Origin of the sequence: Leptothoe sp. ISB3NOV94-8A, assembly GCF_043421595.1 — a bacterium.
In the GTDB taxonomy this organism is placed as follows: Bacteria; Cyanobacteriota; Cyanobacteriia; order Phormidesmidales; family Phormidesmidaceae; genus Leptothoe; species Leptothoe turfae.
This window is the reverse complement of sequence record NZ_JAXSQW010000003.1, coordinates 131,076-147,420: the sequence shown is the minus strand read 5'-3', so window position 1 is coordinate 147,420 and position 16,345 is coordinate 131,076. Positions and strand designations below refer to the sequence as shown.

Here is a 16,345-nt window from a genome sequence, read left to right as displayed (position 1 = left end):
GACTTAGCCCGCTAGATGTCTAGATTCTCGGTTACGGTTAACCAGTTCCCCCACATATTCGAGTGATTGCTGCACCGCACTGTATTCAACACCGAAGTCCTGCAGTAATGCGATGTCATTCACCCCAGCAGCGATCACCTGATCGATCTGTCGCTGACAATCTGTCAACGGTCCAAAAATACCGCCCGTTTGTAAATACCGGGCATAAGAATAATCAACAATCCGATCAACTTCTGAATCGTTAAAATGCTTGCCTACCGCTTTCATCTGAGGCAAAACACTGCTAGCAATATACTCCTTAAATGGTCCGGAAACGACATGTTGCACCCAGTCCATGTCCGGGTGCACAAAGGTGTGCATCAGCAATGAGACAATTCCGGTTTCTGGATCAAAACCTGCAGCAGCACGCGCCTGGCGATAGCGGCTAATCTTTTTGGCTAACGCATTCACATTGTCGGGCAGCAGCATCGTAAAAATGTTGTAGCCCATACTACCAGCACGCTCAAATCCCTGTTCAGAGAATGTGGAATACCAAACATTTAGTTCCGGCTGAATGGGGCGCGGATACACTGATATGGGGAACATCTCTCCACCGGGTCCCGGAAAGTCAACCGTTTCTCCACGCCAGAGTTTTTGAATGATGGGAATCCGCTGATCACGCAGTTTGAAACGATTCTCGTAGGTTTCAGGGGAAAGGACAAAATCGGGTTTATTCCAGCCGCTACCGAATCCCAAATCCACTCGACCATTCGACAAGATATCGACCATGGCCCAATTCTCAACAATTTCAGCAGGGTGATGCAACGTGACAGAAACCGCAGCCGCCCGCAACCGCACATGGTTCGTCAATGGGGCGAAGTATGCCGCCACAACCGCATTATTGGCATAGATCGCGCCAAACTCATGGAAATGCCTCTCAGGAAAACAGACGGCTTCAAATCCTGAATGGTCGGCAAATTCAACCAGCTCTCTCACAAATGCATACTTGCTGCGATTGGAAATGGCCTTACGGACATCAGAGAAAAATATGCAACTGAAGGTCACGTTGGTTAAGCCACCACCAGCGTCCTGGGACAACATTGACGTTGAAGACCTGGATGGCTCCACAACAATGTTCTTAGAGAACAAATCTGTTAATCGCTGATTAACCGTGCTCATCGATCACCCTTCAATTCTGCAGGTTCTGTATCAAATCTCAACTCGCGATCGCTTGTCTAATAGGAGCGTGAGCCAAGCAGCGTGAATTGTTCGAAATATGAGCCAACTATAACTATGAAGATATCTGAAGGTTAGATCAAAAAGATCATGGCCACAATTTCCATCGTACTTCTGAACCGTTTCGATGACAACTTTAAACGTTACGACCTCACCCCTCAGACTCTCGACATTTGAGCATAGCTACCCATGGGTGTATTTGAGACGTGAGATTTGAGACGCTAAATTTGATTTATTACGTCTATCAGACATTCTAAATTCAGAACGTGCTAAATAATACAAAATAATACAGGGAGATTGCAACCGCTTTCCTGGAAAGCTAGTAGAATGCCTTTCACAATCGAGTGTAAATTTTTCTTATCACGGTTTATCCAATGTAATTAGACAAGAGAAAGAAACTATTTCTTAAAAAGAAATAGTCGCTCTCCGCATGTGCTTGGTCATCCGAATCGCACCAACAGATTTCAGAGTGGAATGAATCGCTGTAGCCGATCAGCCATCGCTGATGCTCCGTCAAATGGTAAATGTTATCTTGCGTCGAGCCCCAAAATGCCACCATGCTAAAGAAAAGCCAATGTACAACGCCATTACTACAACCATCGGAGAAAAAGGCGTTGCAAGAAGTACCGGTCAGTAAACCGCAATTTTGGCGGATCTTCTTTATCTTAGGTCGACTGTTGCTGTTGGTGCTCAATTTTTTGCGTGACATCGTTCTGCAAGGTTCTGAAGAGGGCAGAGCAGCCAAGGTGCGTGAGTTTCTAGAACTCTTAGGCGGCATGTGGATCAAAGTGGGGCAGATATTCGCCATGCGAACCGATTTGTTTTCACTAGAGTTTTGTAGGGAACTTGCAAAACTTCAGGATCGCGCCATGATATTTTCACCCCAACTTTCTATGGAGATCATTGAGGCGCAGTTGGGAACTTCTATCGATGAAGTATTTGATGATTTCGAGCTGGAACCGTTTGCCGCCGCCTCTCTCTCTCAGGTGCACAAGGCGAGGCGCAAACAGGCAGGCAACTGGGTGGTCATTAAAGTTCAACGTCCCTACGCAGCCGAATATTTTCAATATGACTTTAACTTGTTGAACCTGGCATTCAATCTTCTGGGTCAATTCAAGGCCCTACAGTATTTAAGGTTAGATGAAATGCTTCAGGAAATTCAGGCGAGCATGGAAGAGGAGTTGGACTACCGACTGGAGGCCAGCAACATGCTCAGGCTCAAGCAAACACTTACTGATCATGGAATCTATGTGCCTGATGTCTACCTGGAGTTCAACACCGACCGTGTTCTTGTCATGGAATTCATTGACGGTGTATTTGTTAGTGATTTCAACAGTGTATTAAGGGACGATCCTAAAAGGGTCAAGCACTGGCTTGCAGAAAATAACATTGATCCCTGTAAAGTTGCCCAGGAACTCTTACAAAGTGCTTTCAGACAACTGTATGAAGATTTACTTTTTCATGGTGATTTACATTCGGGCAATATTATTCTTCTGAGAAACAGCAAGCTGGCGTTGATTGATTTTGGCAGTGTTGGCAGACTCGATCCGAAGTTTGCTGCCCAGTATGATCAATATTTCCGAGCTATGGCCGAAGGGGCATTTGACAAGGCAGCCGAGCTATTATTGCTCACCATGGGCCAACTGCCGCCGATAGACCTCGTGAAAGTGAAAAGGCGAATTGTCCGAGTACTCAACAAACAGGCAGCCCGCAGCATGATCAAGAATCTGCCTTACTACGAAAAGTCCATTGGCAGCTCTTCAGCCGAACTCGGTCAAATCATGGCCGAGTTCAAAATTGGTGTGAATTGGCAGTACCTGAGGATGAGACGTACTTTTGACACATTAGACCAAAACATCAGCATTCTGAATCCAGGGTTTGATTTTGTAGCGGAAATACAGATGTATCTGGAAGGGAAATTTCGCCGGATGAAATGTAAGCAAATACAACAGCCACCGGACATGATGCAACGCATCAATGACTTGTATGAACTACTGACACCTGCACTCACCAGACGAGCGTTTGAGTTTGAAGGAGAAGTCTCGCTCGAATCTCGCTTGGCGGCCATGGTATTGCAAAGTATTACCCTCGCCATGTGGCTTGTTCTGATCTTTTGCTTTGGAATCTATCTCTATCAATACCACTACTCTATTGTGGGAAATCTTCACCTGACGAGCAACTGGTTCACCCATTGGCTCGATTCAATTCCCCCTATTCACCCATATGCTTGGTATCTGCTTGGTTCTGTCATGATTGTCATCATCTTTCGAACCAGTCGATTCGCGTCCTCTCTTTTGGAGCCGGTTGTGCCGCTGCCACGGGATTAATTTGATGGATTGTCTTTCACTTCCTTATTGAGTTTTTCCATCAGTAAATTTAGCGTCGGATACTCAATCAGCCATCGGGGTTGCACTGGACAATTTAAATGCTTTTCTAATGTGGTGGCCAGTTGCATGGCAATAATCGAATCCAATCCGTAATCCTGGAGTGGATGGTTCCAATCCAGTTCACTTTCCGGAATCTTCAGGGTCTTCTTGATACTGGCCAAAATGGCCGCTCGTAATGGATCTGAGTCTTTAGACGCTGGCTTAGGGCTAATTGCGACTTGGATTGGGCTGTTAGAGGGCTGTTGCCCAGTATCAATACGAGCACCGTTGCTGTTGCGTTTCTTTCCAGCAGGCCGTTCAGCAGGTCGTGAAAACGAATCAGCAGCACGGATCACCCGAATGATTTCAGCTTGGATGGAGTCAGTCAGATCCTGGTCGGGAACTGAATCCAAGAACCGAGCCAGATCCAAATCCGTCCATTGCTGGTGCTCATAAGCTTTGATTCCGTTTGCGATCGCCTCTTCACTGACATGGCTATCCGCCCCCAGCCCCAGCGTGCGCCGCACCCGCTCGCGATCAAAAACGGCCATAAAGCCCACCACACTGGTGTCATCCCTGACAGAGGCCTGCATCAGGGCCATGGCAGAGGCCGCATCAATGGTATCCATACCCATGCCGCGCAGGCGTTCCAGTCGTTTAGGCAACTGTTCTGAGGAGACCACACCATCCACATCCCACTGTCCCCAACAGATGGACCGGGTCCGCCCTGAACGTCGTCCCTGGGAGACTTGTTGGTCGCGAGACCGAGCCAGGGTATTTTGATACGCTGCGGAGAAAGCATAATCCGGCGAGCCCTGGATACCAAATGCCGCCATTGAGGAATACATCAGAAAAAAGTCCAACGGTTCATCGGCGGTCACGGCATCAAGGTTTAAACCACCCATGACCTTGGCCGCCATCACATCAATAAAATCATGGAAATTCTTCTGAACAATCGGGGCATCGGCCACCCGCCGCGCCATATGGATCACCCCGTTGAGTGTCACCCCCTCGGCCTTGACGGACGCCATCGCCTGCCTCAAGGCAGTTTGGTCCACAATATCGACGGAGCGATAGAACACCGTGGCACCAGCAGCCCTGATCCGGTTTAACGCTGCCTCTGCTTGATGTTCCCCACGCCGAGAAAAGATCACCAACCGCGCTTGATACCGACGGCCCAATTCTTCGCAAACCTGCAATCCAGCAGGGCCAAGGGCACCAACCATCAGGTATGTGGCCCCCTGACGAAATACATTAAGCTCACTCAAATCCGTAGGCGGCATTGATTCAGCCGCCCGCAATTCGTAACGTTGTCCCTGTTCGTAACGGACCATTGGCACCATCGCCACTGGCAGTTCCTGGGTTTCATCGCACAGCCATTCCTGGACTATTCTCAACGCTGTGCGTCCGTCTATAGCGGATGCGGCGTCATGGGACACCACCCGATAGCGATGGTTCACCGACTCTGCCATCGCGGACTTAAATAATCCCGCCAAGGCCTCACCGTACAACCAGTGTGCAGCAGCCGGTTCCGTATAACAACAATAGAAATGTGTCGACCTGGCATGCATCACCCGCATCACAGACTGAACAGTGGCAAACACCTGAGCAAGCTGATCGATGCCGTCATCGACTATCGGTGGCACACACAGAAAAATGGTGAGGGGGTGAGTGACATCCCCCCGAACAATGGCAGCCAACAGGGTTTCATCCAACCCATGGGTGTCAAGGGATAAATGCCTCACCGTCCAGGTATTGGCTGGATATTCAGCCAGCCTGGCGACGGTCTCGCAAACCTTCATGATGGCGTCTGCATCTTCTAATTTTGCACTGATAACCAGCACTTCGTTCGTCTTGACCGCATCGATTCTTGGCGTCCAATCAGCCACCTCAATCGGGGCCGCATACCAGTCTTCCTGGCAAGTCAAAAACTCTTTCTCAAGCGGGGCCGCACCCCAGTCTTCCTGACAAGCCAGAAACTCTTTTTTTCCAGAAATATTTTGGGGTGTGCCCAGGGAAGCCGCCAGAATCTGTTGCCCCAATTCGTGGGATTCCCCACAGGGGAAAACCACCGATGCGAAGCCCTCCTCTCTTAGCACCTTTTCCCAAGTCTCGGGATATAGAGCCGGTGAACCAGGGATGCGTAATTCGTTGTCTTCATTCAGCCACCAGCCATCTAGCAGCCCAAAGGTGAGATGCCCGAGCAGAGACTTGCGGCTGATTTCGTTAATTAACAAGAGCCCATTGGACCGTAGCACCGAACGGGCATGACCCACGGTACGCCGGATGTTGCGCGTGGCATGCAACACATTGCTAGCAATAACAAAGTCGTATTGTCCCTGGGCCACACCCTGTTCTGTAGGCGGTCGTTCCACATCGAAAAGTTGAGCACGAACAAAGGGATAGTCTGGAACAAATCGCTCTTCGGCATGGAACTGAAACGATTTGGAAATATCCGTGTGACAATATTCGACCACATGCTGACCAAAGGCTTTGAGGCATGGCAATACAGCAGCGGTCATGCCACCGGTACCGGCACCGATCTCAAGGATGCGAATGCGAGCCTCAGGATCGGCGGCAATACGCTGTTCGATGCAACTCGTCAGTGTGCGACTGAGGATCTCGTTGAACAGGTCTGACACCGGATTGCCTTGATAAAACGGTTCCACCAGCTCTAGTGAAGCATCTGGGAACATCACTTCCACGGCGGTGCGATCGCCTTGTAGAATCTCGGGCAAAGAGCGCAAGCAAGCCTCAATCAAGGGAAACTGGGCCTGCTTGAGTGGATCGCGGCTTTCAATCTGCTGCTGCAAGTCCCACAGAGTCCAGAGGGATGCAAGGCTGGGTGGATGAGCATCGGGGGTGACAAACTTGCCAGCAGAATAATCCAGCTGCCCCCGCCGGACAAAGTCTTGGAGAGCTGCCTGTAGCCAACGTTCGTATCCCTGACGAATCTTGCCAGCGGCCATGGCTGCAGACAAGTCAAAAGAGCCTCGTTGAAACAGCCCCATGGCTTGCAATATGCCCCATAGCAATTGGGCCAACAAGTCTTCTAAAGCAGCTGGCACAAAGTCCCTGGCAACTCCGAGGGGATCAAGGTCCTTTAGAGTCAGCGTTGGCAGTTGCAGGGGGGAGAGTAGTGGACGTTGCGTGGCTGAGGATTGAGGCAGGGTACTGCTGCCCCCTGGGTTTTCTGCCACTGCATCTACCCAGCAGCGATGGCGGGCAAACGGGTAGGTGGGCAAACTGATGCGCCTTGGCCTGGCACTGCCATACAAACGGTGCCAATTGACATCCAGGCCTTTTACCCACAGTTGCAAAACGCTATCGAGATTGCCCTGTTGCATCCACTGGTCAACAGTTTCTATAAAGGTCTCATCATCCACGAGGGCCTGGACCGTTTCATCATGGGGGTTGACCTGCCCCCGAAAGTACCGGGCATTACCGGGCGCATCCGCCAGAAATCCCTGTAGCGCTTGAATCAGTTCATCCATCGAATCCACAATAAAAGCCAGCCGTTCCTCCAGTTCAGCCCTGCCTACCTGGAGAGTGTAGGCCAATGACGGTAACTCGATGGCATCTGGGGTCTCGGTGGCAATTAAATGATCATGTAACTGACGGACTACTGTTTGTAATTGGTCTACTCGTCTGGCAGAAAGCACGATGACCACGGGGGATGGCCCGCTCGGTGCTGGCGACGCAGAGGGTGGTCCCACATAGTCTTCCAACACCAGATGGGCATTGGTGCCACTGAATCCGAAGGCGCTCACGGCAGCCCGACGAGGGGAAGACGGCTCCGTTGGCCAGGCCTTGAGTTCGGTATTTACATAGAACGGCGACTCGGCAAACTTGAAGTGGCGATTGGGCTTTTTAAAGTGCAAACTGGCGGGCAGTTGTTGGTGCTGCATGGCCAGCAGTGTCTTTTGTACGCCTGCCACACCAGCCGCCGCCGAGGTGTGACCAATGTTGCTCTTCACCGAGCCCAGGGCGCAGAATTGCTGACCATCGGTTGACTGACGGAAGGCCGTAGTTAAGGCCTCTAGCTCGATTGGGTCGCCCAGCCTGGTGCCGGTGCCATGGGTTTCGACATAACTGATGGTGCTGGGATCGATGCCATAGGTAGTGTAGATGCTCTGCAATAGATCGATCTGGCGCTGGGCACTGGGGGCGGTGATGCCATTGGTTTTGCCATCCTGGTTGATGCCAGAAGCGATGATCAGTCCATAAATGTGATCACCGTCCCTTTCTGCATCGGCAAGACGTTTTAAAACCACACTGCCAGCCCCTTCTCCAGGGACAAACCCATTGGCATCATCATCAAAGGCTTTGCATTGGCCGTCAGGCGACACCATACCAGCGGCGCACATGCCCACATAGGATTCTGGAATCAGATACAGGCTGACACCTCCCGCCAGGGCCATGTCAATCTCCCGCTGCCTGAGGGCCTGGCAGGCGAGATGAATGGCCACCAAAGAGGAAGAACAGGCGGTATCAACGGGGATTGCCGGTCCCTTCAGATTGAGGAAATAGGGAATGCGGGCCGCGCCGATGGCAAAACTATTGCCAGTGTTTGTTAGCTCGGCCTGACGCTGCTGGAGCAAAAAGGCGTACTCATAGCTCATCACCCCCATGTAGACGCCACAGTTGACATTGCTCAGCAGGCGGGGACCGTAGCCCGCATCCTCAAAGGCTCGGTAGCCTTCTTCTAGAAACAACCGATGCTGCGGGTCCATGCCTTCGGCTTCGGCAGGGGAGATGCCGAAAAACAATGGGTCGAAACAGTCGACCTCATCCAGGGCACCCAACCATTTGCAGTAGATCTTGCCCGGTGTGGAAGGATTAGGATCAAAATAGGCATCCACATTCCAGCGATCGCGAGGAATTTCACGAATGGAATTCTGACCGACAGCCAGGTTCTGCCAGAACTGCTCCAGATCCTTAGCCTGCGGATATCGGCCTGACATGCCGACGACGGCGATGGGTTCGGGGGGTGGGGGGGATGACGGCTGGCGATCGCGACTAGCAACGGACGTCTCTAATGGTTGTTCTGGGGGAGACGGAGAAGAGAGGGAAGCGGGGGCCGGTGGCGGCACGGTGGGTGGGACAGGCAGGATGTTCTTGAGGTGCTCCGCCAGCGCCTGGATAGTCGGGTAATCGTAAACCCGAGTTGCCGATAAATTCACGCCAAATTCCGTATTGATAGCGTGCACCCATTCCACACCGACAATGGAATCTAGGCCAAAATCGACAAAAGGCTTCTTGGGGTCGATGGCCTTGGGTTCAATGAACAGCGCCTTGGCTAAACTGGTGACTAAGAAGGTCTCTAATTGGGCCGTTGTGAATCCATGGGCGGGCTCTTGCACGGTCGATGTGGGTGTCGGTGTGGGTGCTGACCCATTGGATATGGGTGCCTCGGATACGGGTCCATCGGAGTTGGCGGTTGCCCCATCGGAGTTGGCGACCCTGGGGGTGGCAGGTTCTGTTGCCTGGGTTGTGTCGGCTAAGGCCTGCCGTAAATATGTGGCCAATTGACGGATAGTGGGAAAATCGTACACTCGGGTGGCCGATAGGCTCAGTCCGAACTCCTTGTTGATGGCATGGACCCATTCAACGCCAACGATGGAATCCAGGCCCATGTCGATATAGGGTTGATTGATTGCGATCGCCCCTTCATCAATAAACAGGGCCTTGGCCAAACTCCTCTTTAAGCTACGGATTAGCGTTCCTTCGGAAAGTTGCGGCTCAGGGCTATTGGACAAGGGCGATGTGGCCATATCCTGTAGATCCGAGGCCACCGGAACGCTCAGATTACGCAGTAAGAGATCCTTGGGTTTGGCAGCAGGGCTGACAAAATTCATCTGGTTATCTGGGGCTTGAGCAAGCACTCTCTGGATCTTCTGCAATGGCGGCGTCGAGAACTCTGTGGGCGTTGGCCTGGAAACGGCATGGGTCAGGATTGGCCGATCACCATCACCGGACAGTTCCCCCGGTGCAATCCAATACCGTTCTCGGGCAAACGGATAAGTGGGGGCGGCCAGACGGCGCGGTGGTCGGGTCCGATAACGTTGATGCCAGTTGACCGGATGCCCCTGCACCCAGGCCTGGGCCAGCCTGGTCGGGTCTAGACTGCTGGGATTGATAGTGGTCGCTGCCCCGGTCGAGATTTCCTGTTCGTGATCCACTTGTCCCCGACAACAGTCTTTACCCAGGGGTTGGCCATCAATGAAAAGGCTAAGGTTGGCCACCAGCTCAGATTGGGAATGAACCACCATGGCCAGCCGCTGATCCATGGCCTCTCGGCCAACTTGTAAGGTGTAGAGGAAATCAGGTAGCTGGTTGGCTGATATATGGTTTTGCAGGTGGTCCCGCATCGCCCTCGCGTAATCCCTGAGACGGTCTTCATTTTTAGCGGACAGCACAAATACCGCTGGCGGGTTGTCGGCATCGGCTTGCGGGGGATGGATAGTTTCGTCCATGTACTCTTCGAGAATCACATGGGCGTTGGCTCCTCCTGCCCCAAATGATGACAACCCGGCGATGCGGGGATATTCCCTGGGGGTGCCATCAACGTTGACCTGGGGACGGTGCCAGTCCGCCAGTGAGCGCTGTACCTGGAAGGGGGTGTTCTCGAAAGAAATGTTCGGATTCAATCGATCGGCATGCAGGCTGGGTGCCAGTTTTCCGTGCTTCATCTGCAAGAGAATTTTGGTCAGCCCTGCCATCCCGGCAGCGGCCTCCAGGTGACCGATATTGGACTTGACCGACCCCAATGCGCAGAAGCCCACATCCGTGGTGTCATGGTGAAAGGCCTGGGTGAGGCCAGTGACCTCAATCGGGTCCCCCAGAGCCGTCCCGGTGCCGTGGGCCTCCACATAACTGACGGTGCGTGCGTGGATGCCTGCTAGATCTAATGTTTTGCGGATCAACTCGGCCTGGGCCTTGGGGTTAGGAACGGTATAGCCGTTGGTCTTACCCCCATGGTTGACCGCCGTCGCCCGAATCACACCGTGGATATGGTCCCGATCCTGCAAGGCCTGGGCCAGGGGTTTTAAGATCACAACGCCGACGCCCTCGCCGGGGACAAAACCGTCGCCCCCCTCCCCAAAACTGCGGCATTTCCCGCCCTTAGAAAGCATTTTCAGGGCCGATAGCTCAACATAGTTGGTGGGGTGCAGGTAAAGATTGACCCCACCTGCGATCGCCATTGGACAAACACCCTGACGTAATCGCTCACAGGCCTCATGGATGGCAACCAACGAGGAGGAGCACATGGTATCAATGGGCATGCTGGGGCCATGCAGGTTCAGCAGATAGGAGACCCGATTAGCCACGGACCCAAAGGACGTGTGGGGATAAAACAGTTTTCCATGCTGACGCCACTCCGCCCCGTGCAGGTCATAACCGGTCTTGGTGATGCCAGCAAACACACCGACATTGCCATCAAACCGAGATTGCAGGGTTTCCCGAGTGTAGCCAGCATCCTCCAGCGCGGCCCAGGCCGATTGCAAGAACAGCCGTTCCTGGGGGTCCATACTCATGGCTTCGCGCCCCGAAATGTTAAAGAACTGGGGGTCAAACTCCGCGAACCCGTCAAGGAAGCTGCCCCACTTGCCATAGCTCATGGCCTGGGCCACCGCTTCCTCCGGTTGCTCCAGATAAAATCCCTCCAGGGACCAACGCTCGGGCGGGATTTCCGTTACACCATCCTGGCCCACAGACAGATTGGACCAGAAGGCCGCTAGCGAATCGGCTTGGGGATAATGACCGCTAATGCCAATGATGGCAATCGGTTCCTGGCGGGGTCCGCCGGTTGCCTTGATAGCCCCGGCGACCAAAGCGGTCGGGACCGCTGCACTGACAGCTGGTGGGGGATTACCACTAGACTTACCCCCCAAACCACACCAGCGCTGGCAGTCCTCTGGATGGTCTGCCACAAAATAATCCGTCAGGGCACTCAAGGTTTGATATTCGAAAAATAGGGTCTTGGAAATTTCCCCAAAGACGGCTTCAAGATCCTGATTGAGATCTGTGATCAGGATCGAATCAATGCCATAGCGCTCAAAGGGCTCCTGGGAGGCAATCCGTTCCGGTGACAGTTTAAGGCGTGCGCCCAACAACTGTTTGAGTTGCTGTAGCGTTGCGGCCCTCAGGGCCTGGTGATCAATCGGCCCAGTCTGGCGGACTGTTTCAGCCTTATGCGGTGTCCCAAACAACCGCTGCCGAATGGTGGCAAGATCTCCAGTAACCACACCCACCTGGGGGTGTTTGGCCATCAGTGCCTGGTAAAAGGCCTGGATGCCGATGGTGGTCGGCATCGCCTTCATGCCGGTCCGTTGGTGCATCAGCGCCACCGTGGCCGCATCCACCTGCATGCCCCCCTGCTGCCAAAGGGGCCAATTGATGGACAGGGTTTGGCCAAATCGTTGCCCTGCGGCCACGAGTCTTTGCCGATGGGTGGCGAACTGATCCATAAACCCATTGGCAGCGGCATAGTCGGCCTGGCCCAAATTGCCGGTCACCGCCGCCCCGGAGGAAAACAGGGCAAAAAAGTCTAAAGGAGTAGCGGCCAGACTTTGGTCAAGGTTAACGGTGCCCTGGACCTTAGGGGCTAAAACAGCTCTAAACTCGTCATCTGGCTTGTGGATGAGGTAATTATCCCGGTGAATTCCTGCTGCATGGATTACGCCGTTCAAGGGGCCGTGGTTAGCCTGAATATCCAAAATCAGGGCCTGTACCTGCTGCGGTTGACTGATATCGACCTGGCGATAGTCGATGCGGGTGCCGTTCTGTGCGATCGCATTAAGGCGGGCTTCTTTTTCTAATGTGAGGGGTGATCGGCCTATGAGCACAAGGGTGGCCTGATTAACCCGACTGGCAATTTCACTGGCAAAAATCAAACCAATACCACCGGCCCCACCGGTAATCAAATAAATGCCTTGGTCCTTCCAGGGCAGGCCAGAGGCAGACAGGTCACCAGGACTCAATTCATGCCATCGGATGACCTGTCGAACCCCATTTTCGTAGCGGATCAGAGTGTCCTGGGCGCAGCGGGCATTAGCTTCAATTTTAGTCAGCAGCCCCTGGTCGGTGTCCCTGACATCCAGGGCGATCACCTGCCCCTGTAGTTTTGGATTCTCCTGCTGGGCAGTGTGCAATAACCCGGCAATGCCCAGCAACACCGAGGCCTCTGCATCGTCAGGAATCACCACTTGCACCAGGGTTTTTGTTCTGCCATGGGATTGCAGTCTATTGCGGACGTGCTGAAAGACCTGCAAGGAAAAGTCGGTATAGGCGGTATCCAGCGGGGTTGAGTGTCGGTCTAAACGGATGACTGAGGCATTGGGTGTCGTCAGCCGTTCGCAGACCTGTTCGATCACAGTAGTGGGGTCAGCCCAGAGCATAATCAGTCGCTGCATCCCTTCAGGCATAGATACACTGGAGGGAACTGGGACCGTTTGCCAGGCGGGAGATGCGAGCAGGTAGTCGCTGGTGTCAGCACCATCAAGGGGCGTAGGCGCTGTAGCCGCCAAGACAGGTGCAGCCCCCATGCCTGTTTGGGTGGCTCCGTTTGCCCAATAGCGTTCCTTGGCAAAGGGGTACGTGGGCAAATGGATGCGGACCGGTTTGCGATCGCCATACAGCCGCTGCCAATCCACTGACCCTCCCTGGGACCAATAATCAGCAATGGCTTCAAACCTCTCCTCTGCCAGCCATTGAGACAGTTGGTCAGGAGAGTTAGCTGCCAGGCTGCCATCAGTTCTCCCCGAGGCCCCATCCGCTAACCAGTCAGTCAGCGCTTGCTGTAGTTCAGCCAGGTTATGGACGACCAATGCCATACGGCAATTCATCGCTTCGCGGCCCGTTTGCAGCGTATAGGCAAGATTCCTGAGGGTCCCTGGCCCGGCAGCCCGCGGAGTGTCACGCAAATACCCCCGCAACTGTTGCACCACCTGTCTGAGCCGCCGCTCATCTTTGGCGGAAAGCGGCACGATCGCAGGATTCGATGGCATTTGAACCGACTCATCCGTGGGTGCCCATAGCGGCGGCTGATATTCACGAATCACAAAATGGACATTGGTGCCACTGTGGCCAAAGGAACTCAAAGCCGCCATTAAGGGCTTGCCATCATCCCTCGACCAATCCGTTGTCTGAGCAGGAATAAAGAAGGGGGCATGGTCAAATTCAATCCGGGGGTTGAGGGTTTCAAAATGGGGTAACCCCGGCAGTTTGCGGTGTTGCAACGATAGCAATACCTTGATCAAGCCAATTATCCCGGCCCCGGCAGCCGTGTGACCAATGTGGGCTTTGGCACTGCCCAGGGCGCAATAGTGCTGCCGATTTGTAAATCTGCGAAATGCCTGGGTCAGGGCATTGGCTTCCACCGGGTCCCCCAGACGGGTGCCCGTGCCATGGGCCTCGACATAGCTGATATCCTCTGGGTTGATGCCATAACGCTGATAAACATCGGTGATCAATTCTTCCTGGGCCACACCGCTGGGGGCTGTGATGCCGTTGCTGGCTCCGTCCTGATTCAGCCCGGAGGCCGCAATCACACCGTAGATGGGATCGCCGTCCCTTTCGGCGTCTGCCAGGCGTTTCAGTGTGACCATACCGACGCCTTCCGACAACACCATGCCATCGCCCTCGGCATCAAAGGTGCGGCAGCAACCCGACGGCGACAGCATTTCAATTTCCGATAGTGAAATTAGATGGGCCTGGTTCATCGACGCATAGACGCCCCCCGCCAGGGCCATGGAGCACTCGCCATTTCTGAGGCTTTCACAGGCCAGATGCAGGGCCGTCGCCGCAGAAGAACACCCTGTATTAACCACCAGGGCCGGTCCCCGCAGATTCAGGAAGTAGGATAGCCTGGAGGCAATAATGGCCTCCGATGCCCCCGTAAAGGTCTCATGGAAATAGCCGTTTGGTTCGGAGCCCACAAAGATGCCAGTCGGAACACCAGCCAAAGATTTTGGATTGTATCCTGCGTCCTCAAGGGCCTTCCAGCCCTCCTGCATAATCAAGCGCTGATGCGGATTCATGGATTCCGCATCGCGGGGGGAAAGATTGAAGAACAAAGGATCAAAACAATCTCGATCCTTTAGCACACCGCCCTGGTGGCAGTAGGTTTTACCCTTTTGCCGCTGTGGGCTGTAGTACGTTTCACGGTCCAGATAATGGGCCGGCAATTCGCTCACCGCGTTCTGACCGCTGAGCAGGTGTTGCCAAAAGTCGGGGGGGGTTTGGGCACCAGGGACCTGTAGGGAAAGTCCGATAACGGCAATGTCGGTGGCAGCTGGGGAGGTGCTAGGGGATTGGGAAACGGTCGGTGTTGTCTGCGGCCTTGATCTGGGTGCCTGCCCAGGGCTGGAGGCGGGGGTAGTCTGGCCCCCCAGGGGTTCCTGGGCACCCAGGGGTTCCTGGGCACCCGGTGTCTCTAACTCGGGGGCTCGATCGGGCGCAGGCGGGGTAATGCGATCGCCATAGGCTTCCAGAACATGGGCACTGAGTCGCTCCACGGTGGGGTAATTGAAAATAATCGTCGTATTCAGGTCAATATCTAACGCTGCACTGACTAAGGTGATAAACTGCGCCCCTAAGATGGAGTCCACACCGTAATCGGAAAATGACACATCCAGTTCGAACCGACTGTCATCCAGCCGCAGGGTCCGAGACAGGCAAGCGACGATCTGCTGTTGCACATAGGCCGATTTGTCTATGGTTGGCTCCGTGTGGCTCTCTGGTGGCTGGTGACGCTCCGCCACGGGCAAGGCGATCAGTTCAGGGGCAACTTGCGATCGCTTCTGTCTAATCACGCCATCGCTCTCCGCCACAATAATTTGCTGGGCCAGGGGTTGGGCCGAGGGCACCGGCAGTTGGATGTGCTTAAAGCCAGTTTCCGCCAATAGCTGCCGCCAAGCAGCGGGGGTTAGACCGGGACTACCGGGAATCCGCAGGTGAGTATCTTGGGCCAGGGACCAACCGTCGATTAAGCCAAAAATCAAGGTGGCAAATACCGTCTTGGCGGTCATCTCATTGAGCAGTAGCACCCCATTTTCCGCCAGGGCGGCCTTGGCATTGCGCACCGTATTACCCATGGAGTGAGTGGCATGCAATACATTGGTGGCAATCACCAGGTCATATGCCCCCACCTCCAGCCCCTGTGCCGCCAGGGGCTGCTCGATGTCACAAATTTTGTATTCCAGGTAGGGATGGGCCGCACCATATCGCTGGGCGGCATCCATCAAAAACGAATTGGAAATGTCCGTGTAGCAATAGGTTGCGATCGCCTGCTTAAACGGGGCCAGGTGGGGCAGCACTGTGGATGTGGTCCCACCGGTCCCCGCACCAATTTCGAGGATGTGAATTTGGGCTTGAGGATCGACGTCCAGGCGCTGCTGTAACCAGGCAGCGGCAACTTCCGCCAGGGCCGTATTAAAGAAATGGGCGATGGAGTTGTCCTTATAGAGGACTTCCATTTTGTTCACGGCACCTGCCGGAAATAGAATGTCCGTAATTAATGTGTGGCCGCGCACAATGGCAGGCAGTGCCCGAAAGCATTCATCAATGATGGCGGTCAGTGGCCGCATCTCATCATCCTGATCGGTTTGTTGACAAAACGCCTGCCATTGCCGCCAGATCAGCTCAGGGTTTTCAAGCAATGCGGCATCCTTAACGGTGATGGTGCCGTTGTTGAGGTGGACCCATCCCTGCTGGCCAAAGGCCGCCATCACCTCATCCCACCAAATCTGATACTTGGCCAG

Annotated in this window: 3 protein-coding genes (1 of these 3 running past the window's edge); 1 reads left to right on the top strand and 2 read right to left on the bottom strand. The window is 53.9% G+C overall.

From position 1 onward, the window contains the following. Positions 1–3 precede the first annotated feature (3 nt). Positions 4–1,158: a MupA/Atu3671 family FMN-dependent luciferase-like monooxygenase gene (locus SPB21_RS32910; RefSeq protein ID WP_499869261.1), complete on the bottom strand. Its 1,155-nt coding sequence runs from the start codon at positions 1,156–1,158 to the stop codon at positions 4–6. Positions 1,159–1,772: 614 nt separating this feature from the next. Here SPB21_RS32910 and SPB21_RS32905 point away from each other — a divergent pair. Then, positions 1,773–3,542: an ABC1 kinase family protein gene (locus SPB21_RS32905; RefSeq protein ID WP_499869260.1), complete on the top strand. Its 1,770-nt coding sequence runs from the start codon at positions 1,773–1,775 to the stop codon at positions 3,540–3,542. Here the strand turns inward: SPB21_RS32905 and SPB21_RS32900 are convergent. Beyond that, a protein-coding gene (locus SPB21_RS32900; protein WP_499869259.1) for an SDR family NAD(P)-dependent oxidoreductase crosses the window boundary here: on the bottom strand, positions 3,539–16,345 show its 3' portion. It continues 8,766 nt past the right edge of the window; 12,807 of the gene's 21,573 nt are visible here — the last part of the coding sequence; its start codon lies off the right edge, out of view; the stop codon is at positions 3,539–3,541. The genes SPB21_RS32905 and SPB21_RS32900 overlap by 4 nt on opposite strands.

Coding starts and splice junctions, on each gene's coding strand:
- SPB21_RS32910 (WP_499869261.1), bottom strand. CDS start 1,158: ATGAGCACGGTTAATCAGCGATTAACAGATTTGTTCTCTAAGAACATT.
- SPB21_RS32905 (WP_499869260.1), top strand. CDS start 1,773: ATGCTAAAGAAAAGCCAATGTACAACGCCATTACTACAACCATCGGAG.